The organism is Oceanibaculum sp. (genome assembly GCF_022449305.1).
Classification (GTDB): domain Bacteria; phylum Pseudomonadota; class Alphaproteobacteria; order Oceanibaculales; family Oceanibaculaceae; genus Oceanibaculum; species Oceanibaculum indicum.
This window is the reverse complement of record NZ_JAKUSO010000018.1, coordinates 40,485-55,762: the sequence shown is the minus strand read 5'-3', so window position 1 is coordinate 55,762 and position 15,278 is coordinate 40,485. Positions and strand designations below refer to the sequence as shown.

The following is a 15,278-nucleotide window of genomic DNA, read 5'->3' as shown; positions in this document are numbered from 1 at the left end:
GCTTCCAGTGCCCCGCCGCCCGGCACCCCGTCGCCCTAGCCGTCTCCCACCGGAAGCGGTAGCAGCACGGTCGCGCGGCCTGCCGGTTGCCCGGGGCGCGGTAAAAGCTCGTGCTGCGGTGCGGCGGCGGGCCTAGCCGTTTCGTTCGTCATGCGGTAGGTTTAGCGCTGAGCAGGGCCGGATGCGAGCGTTGCCCGACCCATAAAGTCATTTCCGATGTTGAGGATAGTCTTACTCGATGAAATTCTTCGTCGATACCGCCGATACCGCCGAGATTGGCGAGCTGGCCGCCAGCGGCCTGCTGGACGGCGTCACCACCAACCCGTCGCTGATCGCCAAGAGCGGCCGCAAGATGGCCGATGTCATCGCCGAGATCTGCGCCATCGTGCCCGGCCCGGTCAGCGCCGAGGTCACCGCCACCGAGGCTGACGGCATGGTCGCCGAGGGCCGCTACCTCGCCGGCATCGCCGACAATGTGGTGGTGAAGGTGCCGCTGACGCAGGCCGGCCTGAAGGCCTGCAAGACCTTCAGCGACGAAGGCATCAGGACCAACGTCACGCTGTGCTTCTCCGCCGCGCAGGCGATCCTCGCCGCCAAGGCGGGCGCAACCTACGTCTCGCCCTTCGTCGGCCGGCTCGACGATATCGGCCAGGACGGCATGGAACTGATCGCCGATATCGTGCAGATCTACGCCAATTACCCGGCCTTCACGACCGAGGTGCTGGTCGCCTCGATCCGCAACCCGGTGCATGTGGTCGATGCCGCCAAGCTGGGGGCCGATGTCTGCACCGTGCCGCCCTCGACGCTGCGCCAGCTGTTCAACCATCCGCTGACCGACAAGGGCCTCGCGGCCTTCCTTGCCGACTGGCAGAAGACCGGCCAGTCGATCCTTTAAGGACGATGACAGGGACATCACCCCGATGACTGAGGCCATATGACCGAGGAAAGCCGCACCGCCCGCAGCGCCGGCACCGCTTCCCCCGAAGCGGTGCAGCCCGGCCCGCGTCCGCTGTCGGCCGCCGAGGTCGATGGCTATCTGCGCAAGCATCCCGATTTCCTGGTCCAGCATCCGCACCTTGCCAACGTGCTGACGCCGCCGACGCGGGACAATGGGGACGGGGTGGTGGACCTGCAATATTTTCTGGTGCAGCGCCAGCGCGGCGAACTCGCCCGGCTGGCCGAGCAGCACCAGCACCTGATCACCACGGTGCGTGCCAACGCCGCCAACCAGGCCCGCGCGCATGAGGCGGTGCTGGCGATGATGAACGCCACCAGCTTCGAACATCTGATCGAGATCGTCACTAGCGACCTCGCCATCATGCTGAATGTCGATGCGGTGGCGTTGTGCGTGGAGACCAACGGCTTCCTGCTGGCGGGCGACCGCATGGCCGGCGTGCGCATCCTGGCCGAAGGCTCCATCGACGAGCTGATGGGCAGCGGCCAGCCGGTGCGGCTGCGCAATGACATTGATGGTGACCCCGAGGTCTTCGGCGGGCTTGCCAGCCTGATTCGGTCCGACGCGATGGTGCGGCTGCATTTCTCCAGCAAGGCGCCGAACGGCCTGCTGGTGCTGGGCGCGCGCGACCCCGATGCCTTCCATCCCGGGCTGGGGACGGAATTGCTGCTGTTCCTGTCCCGGGCCATGGCGGGCTGCGTGCGGCTATGGCTCGACCTGCCGGCGGAATAGGCCGGGAGGCTGCGGCGGCGACCGGCTTCAGCGCCGCACCCGACCTTGCCGCCGCCATCGCCGACTGGCAGCAATGGCTATCTGACGAAAAGCGCGCCTCCCCGCATACGGTGGAGGCCTATGGACGCGACCTGGCGGCCTTCATCGGCTTCCTGTCGGGCCATCTTGGCAATGCTGTCGGCCTGACCGACCTTGAGGCGCTGCGCGCCGCCGATTTCCGTGCCTATCTCGCCGCCCGCGCCAATGAGGATTATGCCCGCACCTCAACCGCGCGCGCCTTTTCCGTGGTGCGCGGATTCTTCCGGTTTCTGGAGCGCCATGGGCGACTGGCCAACGCCGCGATCCATAATGTCCGCACGCCCAAGCTGCCGCATGCGGTGCCCAAGGCGCTGAGCGAGGCGGAGGCCGATGTGCTGGTCGGCGCGGTGGACATTGTCGCCGCGCCCGAGGCGGAGGCATGGGTGATCGCCCGTGACACCGCACTGGTGACGCTGCTCTATGGCTGCGGGCTGCGCCTGGGGGAGGCGCTGTCGCTGACGCGCGGATCGGTGCCCACGGATGGCGTCATGCGGGTTACCGGCAAGGGCAACAAGCAACGCGTCGTGCCGGTGCTGCCGGCGGTCACCGAGGCGATATCGGCCTATCTGGCGCTGTGCCCGCATGCCGGCGACGTGGCGACACCGCTGTTCCTCGGTACCCGTGGCGGGCCGCTGAACCCGCGTATTGCGCAGGGGCTGATGCAGAAGCTGCGGCTGGCGCTGGGGCTGCCGGAGACGGCGACGCCGCATGCGCTGCGCCATAGTTTCGCAACGCACCTGCTGGCCGGCGGCGGCGATCTGCGCGCCATCCAGGAACTGCTGGGGCATGCCTCGCTCTCCACCACCCAGCGCTATACCGAGGTCGATGGCGCGCGGCTGCAATCGGTCCACCGCATGGCGCATCCAAGGGCGGGGCGGTAAGGGGCTGATTGGGAGGTGCAACCCGCCTTGCTATTGTCATTGCCGGGCTTGACCCGGCAATCCAGGAGCCCCGTTCTAAGATGATCCAGGCTGAGCACCGCCCCTGGACCCCCGGGTCAAGCCCGGGGGTGACAGTAAAGAGTGCTTTCGGCAGCAAAAAGCCCCGGCGCGGGGCCGGGGCTTCTGTATTTACGCTGGAAGGTGGGATCAAACGATCTCGACCAGCTCGATGTCGAAGGTCAGGTCCTTGCCAGCCAGCGGGTGGTTGGCATCCAGCGTGATGGTCTCGTCGGTTACCGAGGTGACGGTCAGCATCAGCGGCTGCTGGTTCGGCCCTTGCGCCTGCAGCTGCAGCCCCTCGGCATACTCGATCTCGGCCGGCAGGGAGGCGCGCTCCACCTCCTGCACCAGGTCGGCCCGGTGCTCGCCATAGGCTTCGCCGGCCGGAATGGTCACGGTCCGGCTTTCGCCCGGGGTCAGGCCAACGGCAGCCTGTTCGAAACCGGGAATCACCCGGCCCTCGCCGATGACGAACTGGATCGGCTCATTGCCGACCGAGCTGTCGAAGGTCGAGCCGTCGGCAATGGTTCCGGTATAGTGGACGCGAACCGTATCGCCGGCTTTGGCTGCACTCATATTCTTACTCCTGGTCTTGTCTGTCGATCTGCGCAATACGCAGCATGCGTATGTCAAACCTATCGGATTTGACCCGATATGGCCATGCCGGGCCGGATTTTTTAGGGCCGGGGCAGGCGAAGATAGATATCGCCGGAGGCGATTTCCGGCGGCAGTGTGCGGAGAACGGCCCGGAAATCGGCGATCTCTGGCCAGTCCGGCAGGGCCAGCCGCAGGCTCTCCCCATAGGCAATGTTGCAGCGGTAAGGGGCGATGCGGGCCGCCTCCTTCAGGCAGTCCTCGGTGAGGTCGGGCCGGGCGGACAGGAATTCGAAGGACAGCGCCGGGATTGGCCGGGAAAGGCCGCGCAGCACCGCGCACTCGAACCCCTCGACGTCGATCTTGCAGAAGGCGGGCAGGCCGTGCCGCGCAATCAGCCCGTCCAGCGTCTCGACCGCGACCGTCACCCGCCGGTCCCAGCTGACGCGCCTGAACCCGTCGCTCGCCCTGGCCTGTTCGACCCAGCCGTCGGACAGGCTGGAGACGGTCGGATGGCGGCGGCTGATCAGCAGCTCCGCCGTGCCGGGCTCGGCCCCCAGCGCGCAGCTCTCCAGCGCCACATCCGCTGCTGCGCCATAGAGCCAGTCAAGGAACCGCGCGGGCAGCGGCTGCGGCTCCACCGCCACCACCCGGCAGCCCAGCGCACGCAGGGCCCATGTCCGGTCGCCCAGATGCGCGCCGACATCGAAGGCCAGATCGCCCGGCCTCACGAACTGGCCGTACAGACGGCGCAGCCGACGCTGCTTCGGCAGGTTCAGCCGGTACTGGACGAGGGACCGGGCAAGCCCGATTGCGCTGGCGACTTCCATGGCGCACAAGATAGGGCATTGCGCGCGATATCCCATCGGGAACGAAAAACCCCCGCCAGACATAACCTGACGGGGGTTCTTCAGACGCTTAGGTCTGGATCGTCAGCCGCGTGGCTCGCTTGCCAGCCCCTTGAACAGGGCGTAGCAGCCGAGCAGCAGCACCAGCGTGAAGGGCAGGCCGGTCGAGACCGCTGCCGCCTGTAGCGCTGTCAATCCGCCACCCAGCAGCAGGGCAATCGCCACCAGCCCCTCGAAGGCGCACCAGAACACACGCTGCGGCTTCGGTGCATGGGTCTTGCCGCCAGCGGTGATGGTGTCGATCACCAGCGAGCCGGAATCCGACGAGGTGACGAAGAACACGATCACCAGCACGATGCCGATGAAGGAGGCGATTGCCGTCAGCGGCAGCGCCTCCAGCATGACGAACAGCTTCAGCTCCAGCGCCGCGTCGGCCACCGCCTGATAGCCCTGGTCCACGATCAGGTGCACGGCAGTGCCACCGAAGGCGGTCATCCACAGCACCGAAACGATGGACGGGATGATCAGCACGCAGATGATGAACTCCCGCACCGTGCGGCCACGGCTCACACGGGCGATGAACATGCCGACAAAGGGCGACCAGGAAATCCACCAGGCCCAGTAGAAGGCCGTCCAGCCCTGGCTGAAATTGGCATCCTCACGGCCGAACGGGTTGGACAGCGCCGGCAGATACTCGGCATAGGCGCCAAGATTGCCGAAGAAGTCCGACAGGATCACCGTCGTCGGGCCGACGAAGATGACGAACAGCAACAGCAGGGCGGCCAGCACCATGTTGACCTCCGACAGCCGCCTGACACCCTTGTCGAGGCCAGCCAGCACGGAGATGGTGGCGATGCCGGTGATGCCGATGATCAGCAGCACCTTGGAGGTTTCGCCCTCCGGCACGCCGAACAGGAATTCGAGGCCAGCATTGGCCTGCTCGGCGCCGATACCCAGCGAGGTGGCAAGGCCGAACAGGGTGGCGAACACCGCCAGGATGTCGATCACATGGCCGGTCCAGCCCCAGACACGCTCGCCGAAGACCGGGTAGAAGATCGAGCGCATGCTAAGCGGCAGCCCCTTGTTGAAGCTGAACAACGCCAGCGCAAGCGCGACCACGGCATAGATCGCCCAGGGGTGAAGGCCCCAGTGGAAGATGGTGGCGGCAAGGCCAAGGCGCTGTGCCTCGACCGGATCACCGGCAGCACCGGCCAGCGGTGCCCAGCTGTCAGGACCGCCCGCCCCTTCCGCGACTGAGGCGGAGAAGTGCGAGATCGGCTCGGACACACCGAAGAACATCAGGCCGATGCCCATGCCGGCAGCGAACAGCATCGCGAACCAGGTGGCATAGGAATAATCCGGCGTCGCCTCGGTGCCGCCGATGCGTACCCGCCCGAGCGGGGAAACGACGATAACCAGACACACCAGCACGAAGATGTTGGCCGACAGCAGGAAGAACCAGTCGAAGGTCGAGGTGATGGCCGGCCGCAGCCAGCCGAAGAAGTCAGCCGCCAGGCCCGGCAGCGCCAGCGCCAGGAAGACGAAGGCGACAATGGTCAGGCCCGAGATCAGGAAGACCGGATTATGGATGTCCAGCCCGAACGGACCGATGCTGGGCTGGATATTGTCCTGGCCAACCTCGTAGTCGGTCTCAATCTGCTGGACGTCGCCATCGGGTGGCGTCTCGTAGGTTTCGGAGCTCAATGTCCCCTCCTTTTTTGGTCGGGACCCTGATCAGGCCAATGGCGGGGTGCGTCGGGGGCGGCACAAGGCGCCAAATCACTCCCTCGGTTTCGGCTGGCTGGCGCGGCCCGGAGCCACGCGCGCTACTGACAGCAGGGTCCTGACAATCGGTTAAAAAATAAATCCGCCAGAGCATGGCGGATTTTTCAGAATTCAATCTTCCAAAGGGATATTTCCATATATACCCAAGGGTAATTATGCACGCACCTTGAATAATGTCAACAACATGGCGTTGAATATTTGAATTTGTATAGTTACTTATTCCGATAGTGTGTAATGATTGTTTTTATTTATACTATAAATAAATCATGACATATTTCTTGGGGCGACTCGTTTTCATCAAGAAAACTGGCGCTGTATTTACTTCGTTGCGTTTCGGTTAAGGCTGTCATGGCGCTGACGGATTTCCCGCGGCCATGTGCTCTTGATGAAGGCCAGCACGGCGGCGATTTCGGCGTCGCTCAGCACCCCCTCGAAGGCTGGCATGTCACTCTGATAGCCTTGCGGCGCGAAGGGGCCGATGCCGTATTTCGTGATGGCGAAAAGCTGGCTGTCGGGATGGTGCCAGGTATGGCCGCTGGCATCGTGCGGCGGGGCCGGCAGCCTGCCATTCGGCAACCTTGTCTGCCAGTCATGCTGGCCTTCCAGTTGCGCCCCATGGCAGGCGGCGCATTGCGCGGCATAGACATCGCGCCCCAGCGCGACCTGTTCCGTATTGCCGGGATCGATGGGCGGTATGGCGCCAGACGCTGGAGAAGGGGCGGCGAACTGCCAGGCGGCACCGCCGGCGGCCACAAGAAGCAACAGGGCGCCGAGGGCGAGCCAGCGGTTCCGATTCATCGTCACGCTGATTCCAGCGTGTCCGTCACCTCATAGCCGGCCTCTTCGATGGCGGCCTTCGCGGCGTCAGGGGCGATGCCGTCCGTGCGCACCGTCCCGGCGGCCAGATCGACGCTGACCGTCGCCTGCGGGGCGGCCTCATGCACGGCGTTTTCGACCGCCTTCACACAATGGCCGCAGCTCATGCCGGTAACCTTGAACAACGCCATTCCTCTCTCCTTTCCTGTCGGATCGTTCCGAGATAGGGCTTCCCGCAACGGGAAGGTCAAGAGGCGTCGAGGCTATTGAGGAAGCTTTCCGCCTCGCGGGTGATGGCGCTGAGCCGTTCCACCGGCCATTTCGCCAGCGTGCGGTAGGGCATGGCCAGGCGCGGATTGCCCTTCAGCGCCTTCTCGTTGCGGATCAGGAAGGCCCAGTAGAGATAGTTGAAGGGGCAGGCCTCATGGCCGCTCTTCTGCTTCACCTTGTAGGCGCAGTGTCCGCAGAAATCCGACATGCGGTCGATATAGGCACCCGACGCCGCATAGGGCTTGCTGGCCATGATGCCGCCATCGGCGAACAGCGCCATGCCGTGGGTGTTGGGCAGTTCCACCCACTCGAAGGCATCGGCATAGACGGCCAGATACCACTCCTCCACCTGTTTCGGGTCGATGCCGGCCAGCAGCGCGAAATTGCCGGTCACCATCAGCCGCTGGATATGGTGCGAATAGGCATGCTGCCGGGTCTGGCCGATGACCTCGCTGAGGCAGTTCATCCTGGTCTCGCCGCTCCAGTAGAACCAGGGCAGCGGGCGGCGCGCGTCCAGCGCGTTGCTCTCCGCATAGTCCGGCATGCGGTGCCAGTAGAGGCCGCGCACATATTCCCGCCAGCCGAGAATCTGCCTGATGAAGCCCTCCACCGCGTTCAGCGGCGCGCGGCCTTCGCGATATTCCGCCTCGGCAGCGGCGCACACTTCGCGCGGGCCCAGCAGGCCGATATTCAGATAGGGCGCGATCAGCCCGTGATGCAGGAAAGGGGCTTGCTGCTTCATCGCGTCCTGATAATCGCCGAAGCGGGGCAGGGAGTGGCTGATGAATTCCTCCAGCGCCACCAGCGCATCCGCCCGTGTCACAGCCCAGCTGAACGGCTCGAGATCGCCGAAATTGTCGGGGAACCGCCGGGCGACGAGATCCAGCACCTCCCGCGTCGTCGCATCCGGCGCGAAACGCTGCCGTTTCGGCAGGGTATAGCCTTTCGGCAGCGGCTTGCGGTTCTCCGCATCATAGTTCCATTGCCCGCCTTCCGGCTCACCATCCGGTGTTAGCAGGATGCCGGTCTCGCGCCGCATTTCGCGGTAGAAGAACTCCATGCGATAGCTGCGCCGGTCCTCGGCCCAGCGCGCGAAGCGCCGCCGGCTGGCAAAGAAGCGTGTATCCTCGCGGATATCGACCGTTAGGCCCGTCTCATCCGCCCAGCCGCGCATGGCCTGCCGCACGCGCCATTCGCCTGGTTCGGTCGCCACGATCCGCGCCGGCTTGTGCCGTGCCGCCGTGCGCTTTACCTCGCCGGTGAAGCTACCGGTATTCTGCGGATCGTCGAGTTTCACATAATCGACGGTGATGCCTTCGGCCCGCAGTTCCGCTGCGAAGTGCCGCATGGCCGACAGGATGAAGGCGATCTTCTGCTTGTGATGCGGGACATAGGTCGCCTCATCCGCCACCTCGGCCATCAGCACCACGTCGCGGGCGGGGTCGAGACCGTCGAGTGCGGAAAGGTCGCGGCTCAGCTGGTCGCCCAGCACGATGCGCAGGCTGCCGCTCATGGTCTGGCTTTCTGGCGAAGATCGGCCTTGCAGCGGTCGGAGCAGGTCTTCACCTCCTCCCAGACCGTGCGCCATTTCTTGCGCCAGGCGAAGGGACGGCCGCAGGCCTGACAAATCTTCGAGGGCAGGTCGGCTTTCTTGCGCATGCGCGGCATGGTGCTACCAGGGAAGCGGATCGCCGCGATAATCGAAGAAGCCGCCGGTTTGCTCCGGCATCAGTCCGTCGATCACCGCCAGCAGGTCGGCTGCGGCCTCCTCCGGCGGCCGAACGGCAAGGCCGGCCTTGGAGAAGGGGGCGGAGAGTTGCGTATCCACCGTGCCCGGATGCAGCGCCACGCAGATTGCCTGCGGGCGGCTGCGCTTCAGCTCGATGGCGGCGGTATGGACCAGTTGGTTCAGTGCCGCCTTGGAGGCGCGATAGCCGTACCAGCCGCCGAGATTATTATCGCCAATACTGCCGACCTTGGCCGAGAGCGTGGCGAAGACCGCCTTGCCCTTGCGCGGCAGCAGCGGCAGGAAATGCTTCATCAGCAGCGCCGGGCCGATGGCGTTTACCGCAAAATTATGGGCGAGATGCGCGGGGTCGAGGTCACGCCAGCTCTTTTCCGGCTGGAAGCCATGCCCATGCAGGAAGCCGCTGGCATCGAACAGCAACCGCAGTTCGCCGGGAAGGGCCGCAACATGCTGTGCGGCCTTCTCAATGCTGGCCTCATCAAGCAGGTCGAGCGCAGGATCGCTTCCCCGACCAAGGCCGATCAGCCGGGCAAAATCGCCGCGCTGGCGGAGATTGTCCAGCAGGGCGGCACCGATGCCGCCGCCAGCGCCGATCACCACGGCGACAGCGGTTTCGGAAAGCTCCTCGGACATGATCAGCCTGTCTGCTTCGGGCGGGACACAGCTCTCTATACGCAGCGCCCGCGCCGGCGGTTCAGCCGATGCCCTCGCAAGGCGCCGGCGAGCCAGCGTTTTGCCTGTGGGTTTTCGCCGCCTCCACCAGCGCCTTGAACAGCCGGCGCTGGCGGGTCTGGAAGATCAGGAACTCCGGGTGCCATTGCACGCCGATCAGGAAGCGCTGGCCGGGCGCCTCAATGCCCTGCACGATACCGTCAAGGTCGCGGCCGGAGACGATCAGCCCGTCGCCCAGCACATCGATGCCCTGATTGTGCAGGCTGTTGATCTTCACGCGCTGGCTGCGCAGCAATTCGCGCAGGCAGCTGTCGGCCTCGATCAGCAGGGTCTTCAGCGGCAGGATGGTCCAGCGGTTGGAGGTCTGCTTGCGGCGCGAGCGCAGCTCCTGGAACAGTGTGCCGCCCAGCCGGACATTCAGCAGCTGCGCCCCCCGGCAGATGCCCAGCAGCGGCAGGCCGCGCGCCAGCGCATCGTCGATCACGTCGGATTCCAGCTTGTCCCGCTCGCTGTCGTATTTCGGCACGACCTCGGACTGGCTGGCATAGAGCACCGGGTCGATATCGTGGCCGCCGGTGATGACCACGCCGTCATAGCCGGTCATGTCATGGCTGTGCGGGCCGCCCGGGCGCAGGTGAACGGGCCGGCCGCCGGCCAGCAGGATCGCCAGATGCACCAGCAGGCGCGGCGCCTTGCCGCCACGCCGTGGGCCGGTGACGGCGATCAGCGGGGAAAGTGTTCGCCCAGCCACCGGTCCACACGTTCCGCCCAGCCCTCGTTGAACAGGGCGAAGGGTTCGTCGAGATAGGTTTGGAAGAGGCTGCACAGGGCGGCAAGTTTCTCCGGCTCGGCGGCCACCCGCTCCAGCATGACCCAGTCGGCCCAGGCCTCGTGAATGCCCCAGCCGGGCCGGTCGATCTCGCAATTGGGCAGGCGGTAGTGATAGGTCGGCCTGCTCCTCACGCGCTTGTCCGCCACCTTGGCGCGCACCCGCTTCTCGTCCAGATGCGCAAACAGCGGCAGCATGTCGAGCGCGCGGTTCCGTGACGGGTTGAATGCCAGGTAATCGTCGATCAGGTCGGCCTCGCCCGGCGTATAGGCGGGATCGACGACGAGGCGCACATAATCCGCCGGATAGGCGGCGATATAGGCCGTCAGCCGGCGCGTCATATCCACCTTGGCGCGCTTCTTCAGCCAGTCGAATAGGCACAGGAAGGCCTGCAGGTGGTGCGTGATCGTCGCCGCATCGGTTGCCGGAGTCTCCGGGTTCAGATGCAGGCCGAAGGCATAGGACAGGCCGCCGCCGGTGCCGCTGGCGCCAGCCTCACGCAGCCGGTCGATCAGCTCGTTCACTTCCGGCAAACGGTCGATCGGCAGCGGCGGGCTGACGATCTCCAGCGGCACGATCTGTTCCGCCCCGAAGCGCAATATATCCTCGGCCAGCTCGCCCAGATCGTCGGCGGGGGCCTCGGTCTTGTTCTTCAGATAGGCGAAATCCAGCTCCACCTCCCAGTCGCCGGCAGGGTCGCCAGTGACGGTATGGACATAGCGGCTGCGCTTCTCGACCGTGCCGCCGACATGGTCGGCCACCAGCCGGGACAGGCTGTCGATGTCGATATCGCCCATCTCCAGCTCGACGCCGACATGGCGGATGTCGCCCTCGGCGGTGTGTTGCGCGGGCGGCATCGGGAACAGGTCAGTCTTGGATGTCATGCCCCTGTTCTACGCATCCCAGCCTGCCGGGTCCAGACCTCGGGCCAGAGGAGCTAGAACAGGACCGGCAGCAGCAGGTAGGCGCCAAGGGCAATCAGCGCTGTGAAGAACACCCGGCGGAAGGCGGCCTCAGACAGGCGGCGGCGCAGCCAGCTGCCCGCCACCATGCCGGCAATCGCGGGGAGGACGGACAGCAGCGAGGCAAGGCTGGCCTCCGGCGGCAACCTGCCGAAGAAGGCGAGTGCCAGGGCCAGCATCGCGGTGGACAGCACGAACAGCTGGCCGAGCGCGCGGACCATCTGGTCACGGTTCAGATTCTGCGCCTGAAGATACAGCAGTCCTGGAATCACGAAAGTGGCGGTCAGGCCGGAGAAGATGCCGTTCAGCGCGCCGGCCAGCGGCGCCACCCAGCGGTCATGGCGCTGCGGCAGGTGCAGGGCAGGCTTCGCGAGGCCCAGCACGCCATAGGCGATCAGCACGCCGCCCAGCAGGGCGACTGGCAGCGCCGCCGGCCAGATCTGCGCCAGCGCTACGCCCAGCCAGATGGTCAGCGTCGCCGGCAAGAAGAAGGGCCAGAGCCGGCTGAACACTTCGCGCACATGGGCGCCGACAAAGCCCTGCCAGATATTGGTGATGATGGCCGGCGCCAGGATCAGCGCCATCGCGGTCTCAAGGCCGACCGTCGCGGTCAGCAGACCCAGCGCGATGGTCGGCAGCCCCATGCCAATGACGCCCTTCACCGCGCCGGCCAGCAGGAAGACGGCGGCGACAATCAGGATTTCGGGCGCGTGAGACGAAAGATCGGAAAGCATGGGAGGCGGACTGTAGCGGGAAAATCCGTCTCACCATAGAGGCTTGGCCGCCCCCGGTAATTCGGGGACGGCCGAAGCATGGCAGAGTTACCAGCGCACCTGCACGCCGGCATAGACGGCCCGGCCGAAGCCAGGTTCGAACACCGCCGAGGCCGGGGTGGCTGTGGTCGAAACGCTGGCCGAGGCGATATAGCGCTCGTCGGTCAGGTTGCGGCCGTCAATGAACAGCGACCAGCCGGCCGGGTCGTTGTAGCCCGCCTTCAGGCCGAGCAGCGCGTAGGATGCGGTCTCGGTCGTGTTGGCGTTATCGACGTAATAGGCTTCCGGCACCCATTCGACGTTCGGACCGGCATAGAAACCCGCCGGATGGTCGTAGCGCAGCTCCGCCCGGTAGAAGTGACGCGGCGCGCCCGGCAGCTTGTTGTCGCCATAGACCGCATCGCCGTCGAAGCGGAAGTCGCTGAAGGTATAGGCCTGCCGCAGGGTCAGGCTGTCGCCGCCGGTGGCGGTGAACAGATCGTCCAGCAGCCGCACATCCAGCCCCAGCTCCAGCCCCTGATGGATAGTGCTGTCGGCGTTCTGGGCGTAGCTCTGCCCGTTGGCGGCGGTGAAATACTGGATTTCATCCTTCATCCAGGCGCGATAGACCGCGACATCCCAGGTGAAGCGGCCCTGGCTGCCGCGCGTGCCGATCTCCAGTGTCACGGCGGTCTGCGGATCGACATTGCCGATGGGGGCGGTCGCGGTCGGGCTCAGGTCGCTCAGCGTCGGCAGTTCCGTGCTGCGCGACAGATTGCCGAAGAGCTGCCAGTTCGGCGCCGCCTGCCACAGCAGGCCGAGGCGCGGGTTGAAGCTGGTGAAGCTCTTGTCGAAGCTGGCATCGCCGTCGGAGAGGAACTTGTCCTCCACCTCGCGGGTGCCGTAGCCGGCCTGTGCCGCCAGGATGACGGCAAGGTCGGAGCGTACCCAGGTGCGGGCCTCGCCATACAGGTCGGCATTCTGCGAGGTGTCCTCAGACTGGTAGCGCAGCGCGCCCTTCTGTCCGGAGACGTTCGTATAACGCAGATTGTCGGTGGTGCCCCGGCCCAGCTGCAGGCCCAGCACATAATCCTGCTTCATGCCGAAGGCCTGGCCTTCGGTCTCATACTCGCCGAACACGCCGTAATCCAGCACCGTATTGTCCAGCACCTGGAAGATCGGGTGGATCAGCTCGCGGCTGACGAAATAACCGCCGAAGCTGGCCGTGCCGTCGGCCAGCGCGATGGAGGTGCGGTTGCCCAGGCGGATCGATTCGATGTCCCGCTTGTAGTCCAGCGCCAGATTGCCGGCGGCGGCACGCCGGGGATCGTTCAGCGCCTGGTCTCGCGAGACCGAACCGGCGATCTGCTGGTCGATATCGTTATAGGCGATGAAGAAGCGGGTCTCGGCCCGGTCCGACAGGCGCAGGCCGATATTGCTGTTGAAGCGCAGGTTGTTCTGCTCCGTATGGTCGCGGTAGCCGTCCTGCTGGATGGTGGTGACAGTGGCATAGGCATCCCAGTCCGCGCCATGCTGGCCGCCGGCAATCTGGCCGCGGCGATAGCCGTCGCTGCCGATCTCGGCACGGGTCAGCACACCGTCAAGGTCGCGGCCGGTGGGGGTGTGGACATTGATTGCCCCGCCCAGCGCCGTCGAGCCATAGCGCAGCGCGTTGGCCCCCTTGAACACCTCGATATAGTCGATGTTCAGCGGGTCGATCTCCTGGAAGTCGCCGCTGCCATCGGCCAGGCTGACCGGCACGCCGTCCTGCAGCAGCTTCACACCGCGCAGGTGGAAGTTGCGGGCCAGGCCGGAGCCCCGGATCGACAGGCGGGAATCCTCGCCGAACTTGGGCTGGATGAACACGCCGGGCACATAGTCCAGCGCGTCCTTCAGCGTGGCGGCGCGGCCGTCGCGGAATTCCTCGGCGGGCACCAGATCGACGCCGCCGGGCACCTGCTCGATCTTCTGCTTCGCCTGTTCCGCCGTCGGCTGCGTCAGGCTCTGGGCCGGTGCGGGAACCTCGATGCGGATCGGCGAGAGGGTCTGGGTCTGGCCCTGGGTCTGGGCGAAGGTTTCCGTCCCAGCGAGCGTCATCACGCCGGCCAGGAGGAGGCTGTGGTAAGTGCGGTTCATGGTCTTACTTTCCTTCCGTCAGGCGCAGCACGGGGGCGGGGCCCATATCCATGCCCGGGCCATGCGAATGGGTGTGGGTGCCCGGTTCGGCGCTCCAGGGCCAGGACTTGCCGCCATCGCATTCCTGCACGGTCACGAAGGGCAGGACGGTGCCGGCTGCACCCGCCGGCAGCTTCAGCGACAGGGCGAATTCGTCGAACTGCCAGTCCGGCAGGCTGTTGCCGCTCCAGATCACCTGGACGATCCGCTCGGACAGCATCTTGCCGTGGCCGGCAGGCACCGGCTCGGCCAGCTTCTCCTTCAGGAACTCGACCTGCCAGCCCGGCTTGGCCTGCGGGCGGGCGGTCAGGATGCCCTCGGGCAGCACGACGATGACCTTGTTGGTCGCCGCACCGTCACAGCCATGGGTGATGCGGACGGTGACCTTCTGGTAGCTGCCGGCGGGGGCCTGCTTCGGCTCCACCACGGCATGAGCGCCGGCGGGGGCGGAAGCCGCCGAAATGCCGGCAGCGGTCGCGGCACACAGGGCCGCGACGCGGAATGCGTTACGCATGAGGATTAACTCCATCGTATGGGATCGACAGCGCGCGGCTTTATCGAAGCCGGCGCCTTGTTGTGGTTTTCAGGTCGATCAGACGATGGCGGGTGGGGCGCGGGCTTCCGGCCAGCGCAGCACAATTCCGGCAGGGCGGCCGGCATCCGGGGCCGGGCGCAGCCGCAGCGCGGTTTCGCTGAGGGCGGGAAGGGTGTTCGGGGCTGGCGGGGGCAGGATCGTGAGCTGCTGCGCGCCGAGGCAGAGCGGGCAATGCAGAACCTGCCCGCTGTCGCCGGGGTCAGTCGCATCGCCGGCCCGGATGAGCTTGTAGCCCTCGGCGGTACAGACCATGAAGGTCTGCGCCTTACCCTCGATCTGGCTGGCTCTGGCCTCGGCGGCATAGAAGAACGGCAGCAGCGACTGGGCGAACAGCGTCACGACCAGCAACGCGGCGGTCAGCAACCGCCACGACTGCTCGGCCCGTGCCGTTCTGTTCTGCAAGCCCTTGGTCAAGACCGTTTTTCCCCGCAAACGCCCGCGCACCTTAGTGAGGGCGGTGTGCTTTGCCAAACGAATTTCCGACAGGTCAGCGGTAATCGGCTGCGGGCTTAATCGATTTTTAATGC

The 15,278-nt window shown here is 65.7% G+C and carries 17 protein-coding genes; 3 read left to right on the top strand and 14 right to left on the bottom strand.

What is annotated here, in order from left to right; all coding sequences use genetic code 11:
• Positions 1–238 precede the first annotated feature (238 nt).
• From fsa to MK313_RS07990, 3 genes are read left to right on the top strand one after another with little or no spacing between them, the layout of a single operon-like run.
• The gene (gene fsa / locus MK313_RS08000; protein ID WP_287780766.1) at positions 239–895 is read left to right on the top strand and encodes a fructose-6-phosphate aldolase; all 657 of its coding nucleotides are present in this window, start codon (positions 239–241) and stop codon (positions 893–895) included.
• 39 nt (positions 896–934) lie between these two features.
• Positions 935–1,687 (top strand): DUF484 family protein, encoded by a 753-nt coding sequence (locus MK313_RS07995; protein ID WP_008943523.1) that lies wholly within the window; start codon positions 935–937, stop codon positions 1,685–1,687.
• Positions 1,663–2,646, top strand: coding sequence for a tyrosine recombinase XerC (locus tag MK313_RS07990; RefSeq protein ID WP_287780765.1), 984 nt, complete (start codon positions 1,663–1,665; stop codon positions 2,644–2,646). The genes MK313_RS07995 and MK313_RS07990 overlap by 25 nt, the downstream gene beginning before the upstream one ends.
• Before the next feature lie 207 nt (positions 2,647–2,853).
• Here MK313_RS07990 and MK313_RS07985 read toward each other — a convergent pair whose 3' ends face one another.
• From MK313_RS07985 to MK313_RS07920, 14 genes are all read right to left on the bottom strand, one after another.
• A complete protein-coding gene (locus MK313_RS07985; RefSeq protein ID WP_008943521.1) occupies positions 2,854–3,282 on the bottom strand; it encodes an FKBP-type peptidyl-prolyl cis-trans isomerase in 429 nt (142 codons plus the stop codon).
• 101 nt (positions 3,283–3,383) lie between these two features.
• Positions 3,384–4,130, bottom strand: a complete 747-nt coding sequence (locus MK313_RS07980; protein WP_287780764.1) for an FkbM family methyltransferase — start codon at positions 4,128–4,130, stop codon at positions 3,384–3,386.
• A 102-nt stretch (positions 4,131–4,232) separates the two neighbouring features.
• A complete protein-coding gene (locus tag MK313_RS07975) occupies positions 4,233–5,852 on the bottom strand; it encodes a BCCT family transporter (protein WP_008943519.1) in 1,620 nt (539 codons plus the stop codon).
• A 399-nt stretch (positions 5,853–6,251) separates the two neighbouring features.
• Positions 6,252–6,731: a c-type cytochrome gene (locus MK313_RS07970; RefSeq protein ID WP_287780768.1), complete on the bottom strand. Its 480-nt coding sequence runs from the start codon at positions 6,729–6,731 to the stop codon at positions 6,252–6,254.
• Between the two features lie 2 nt (positions 6,732–6,733).
• A complete protein-coding gene (locus MK313_RS07965; protein ID WP_287780763.1) occupies positions 6,734–6,940 on the bottom strand; it encodes a cation transporter in 207 nt (68 codons plus the stop codon).
• 56 nt (positions 6,941–6,996) lie between these two features.
• Entirely contained in the window at positions 6,997–8,532 is a 1,536-nt protein-coding gene (locus tag MK313_RS07960) for a cryptochrome/photolyase family protein (protein ID WP_287780762.1), read from the bottom strand.
• Complete coding sequence (locus tag MK313_RS07955) at positions 8,529–8,678, bottom strand: DUF2256 domain-containing protein (protein ID WP_416054115.1); 150 nt, start codon at positions 8,676–8,678, stop codon at positions 8,529–8,531. The genes MK313_RS07960 and MK313_RS07955 overlap by 4 nt, the downstream gene beginning before the upstream one ends.
• Before the next feature lie 13 nt (positions 8,679–8,691).
• Complete coding sequence (locus MK313_RS07950; protein ID WP_287780760.1) at positions 8,692–9,399, bottom strand: SDR family NAD(P)-dependent oxidoreductase; 708 nt, start codon at positions 9,397–9,399, stop codon at positions 8,692–8,694.
• Between the two features lie 61 nt (positions 9,400–9,460).
• Positions 9,461–10,189: a gamma-glutamyl-gamma-aminobutyrate hydrolase family protein gene (locus MK313_RS07945; protein WP_287780759.1), complete on the bottom strand. Its 729-nt coding sequence runs from the start codon at positions 10,187–10,189 to the stop codon at positions 9,461–9,463.
• A complete protein-coding gene (locus MK313_RS07940) occupies positions 10,162–11,151 on the bottom strand; it encodes an amidoligase family protein (RefSeq protein WP_287780758.1) in 990 nt (329 codons plus the stop codon). The genes MK313_RS07945 and MK313_RS07940 overlap by 28 nt, the downstream gene beginning before the upstream one ends.
• A gap of 53 nt (positions 11,152–11,204) precedes the next feature.
• A complete protein-coding gene (locus MK313_RS07935) occupies positions 11,205–11,963 on the bottom strand; it encodes a sulfite exporter TauE/SafE family protein (RefSeq protein WP_287780757.1) in 759 nt (252 codons plus the stop codon).
• Between the two features lie 87 nt (positions 11,964–12,050).
• Positions 12,051–14,117, bottom strand: coding sequence for a TonB-dependent receptor family protein (locus tag MK313_RS07930; protein WP_287780756.1), 2,067 nt, complete (start codon positions 14,115–14,117; stop codon positions 12,051–12,053).
• A 4-nt stretch (positions 14,118–14,121) separates the two neighbouring features.
• Positions 14,122–14,670, bottom strand: a complete 549-nt coding sequence (locus tag MK313_RS07925) for a YcnI family protein (protein ID WP_287780755.1) — start codon at positions 14,668–14,670, stop codon at positions 14,122–14,124.
• Between the two features lie 78 nt (positions 14,671–14,748).
• On the bottom strand, positions 14,749–15,165 hold the full coding sequence (locus MK313_RS07920) for a DUF2946 family protein (RefSeq protein WP_287780754.1): 417 nt from the start codon (positions 15,163–15,165) through the stop codon (positions 14,749–14,751).
• Positions 15,166–15,278 lie beyond the last annotated feature (113 nt).

Excerpts from the sequence above, each read along its gene's own strand:
- MK313_RS07965 (WP_287780763.1), bottom strand. The coding sequence starts at position 6,940 with ATGGCGTTGTTCAAGGTTACCGGCATGAGCTGCGGCCATTGTGTGAAG.
- MK313_RS07935 (WP_287780757.1), bottom strand. The coding sequence starts at position 11,963 with ATGCTTTCCGATCTTTCGTCTCACGCGCCCGAAATCCTGATTGTCGCC.
- MK313_RS07955 (WP_416054115.1), bottom strand. The coding sequence starts at position 8,678 with ATGCGCAAGAAAGCCGACCTGCCCTCGAAGATTTGTCAGGCCTGCGGC.
- fsa (WP_287780766.1), top strand. The coding sequence starts at position 239 with ATGAAATTCTTCGTCGATACCGCCGATACCGCCGAGATTGGCGAGCTG.
- MK313_RS07995 (WP_008943523.1), top strand. The coding sequence starts at position 935 with ATGACCGAGGAAAGCCGCACCGCCCGCAGCGCCGGCACCGCTTCCCCC.
- MK313_RS07970 (WP_287780768.1), bottom strand. The coding sequence starts at position 6,731 with ATGAATCGGAACCGCTGGCTCGCCCTCGGCGCCCTGTTGCTTCTTGTG.
- MK313_RS07950 (WP_287780760.1), bottom strand. The coding sequence starts at position 9,399 with ATGTCCGAGGAGCTTTCCGAAACCGCTGTCGCCGTGGTGATCGGCGCT.
- MK313_RS07960 (WP_287780762.1), bottom strand. The coding sequence starts at position 8,532 with ATGAGCGGCAGCCTGCGCATCGTGCTGGGCGACCAGCTGAGCCGCGAC.
- MK313_RS07940 (WP_287780758.1), bottom strand. The coding sequence starts at position 11,151 with ATGACATCCAAGACTGACCTGTTCCCGATGCCGCCCGCGCAACACACC.
- MK313_RS07980 (WP_287780764.1), bottom strand. The coding sequence starts at position 4,130 with ATGGAAGTCGCCAGCGCAATCGGGCTTGCCCGGTCCCTCGTCCAGTAC.
- MK313_RS07985 (WP_008943521.1), bottom strand. The coding sequence starts at position 3,282 with ATGAGTGCAGCCAAAGCCGGCGATACGGTTCGCGTCCACTATACCGGA.
- MK313_RS07930 (WP_287780756.1), bottom strand. The coding sequence starts at position 14,117 with ATGAACCGCACTTACCACAGCCTCCTCCTGGCCGGCGTGATGACGCTC.
- MK313_RS07925 (WP_287780755.1), bottom strand. The coding sequence starts at position 14,670 with ATGCGTAACGCATTCCGCGTCGCGGCCCTGTGTGCCGCGACCGCTGCC.
- MK313_RS07990 (WP_287780765.1), top strand. The coding sequence starts at position 1,663 with ATGGCTCGACCTGCCGGCGGAATAGGCCGGGAGGCTGCGGCGGCGACC.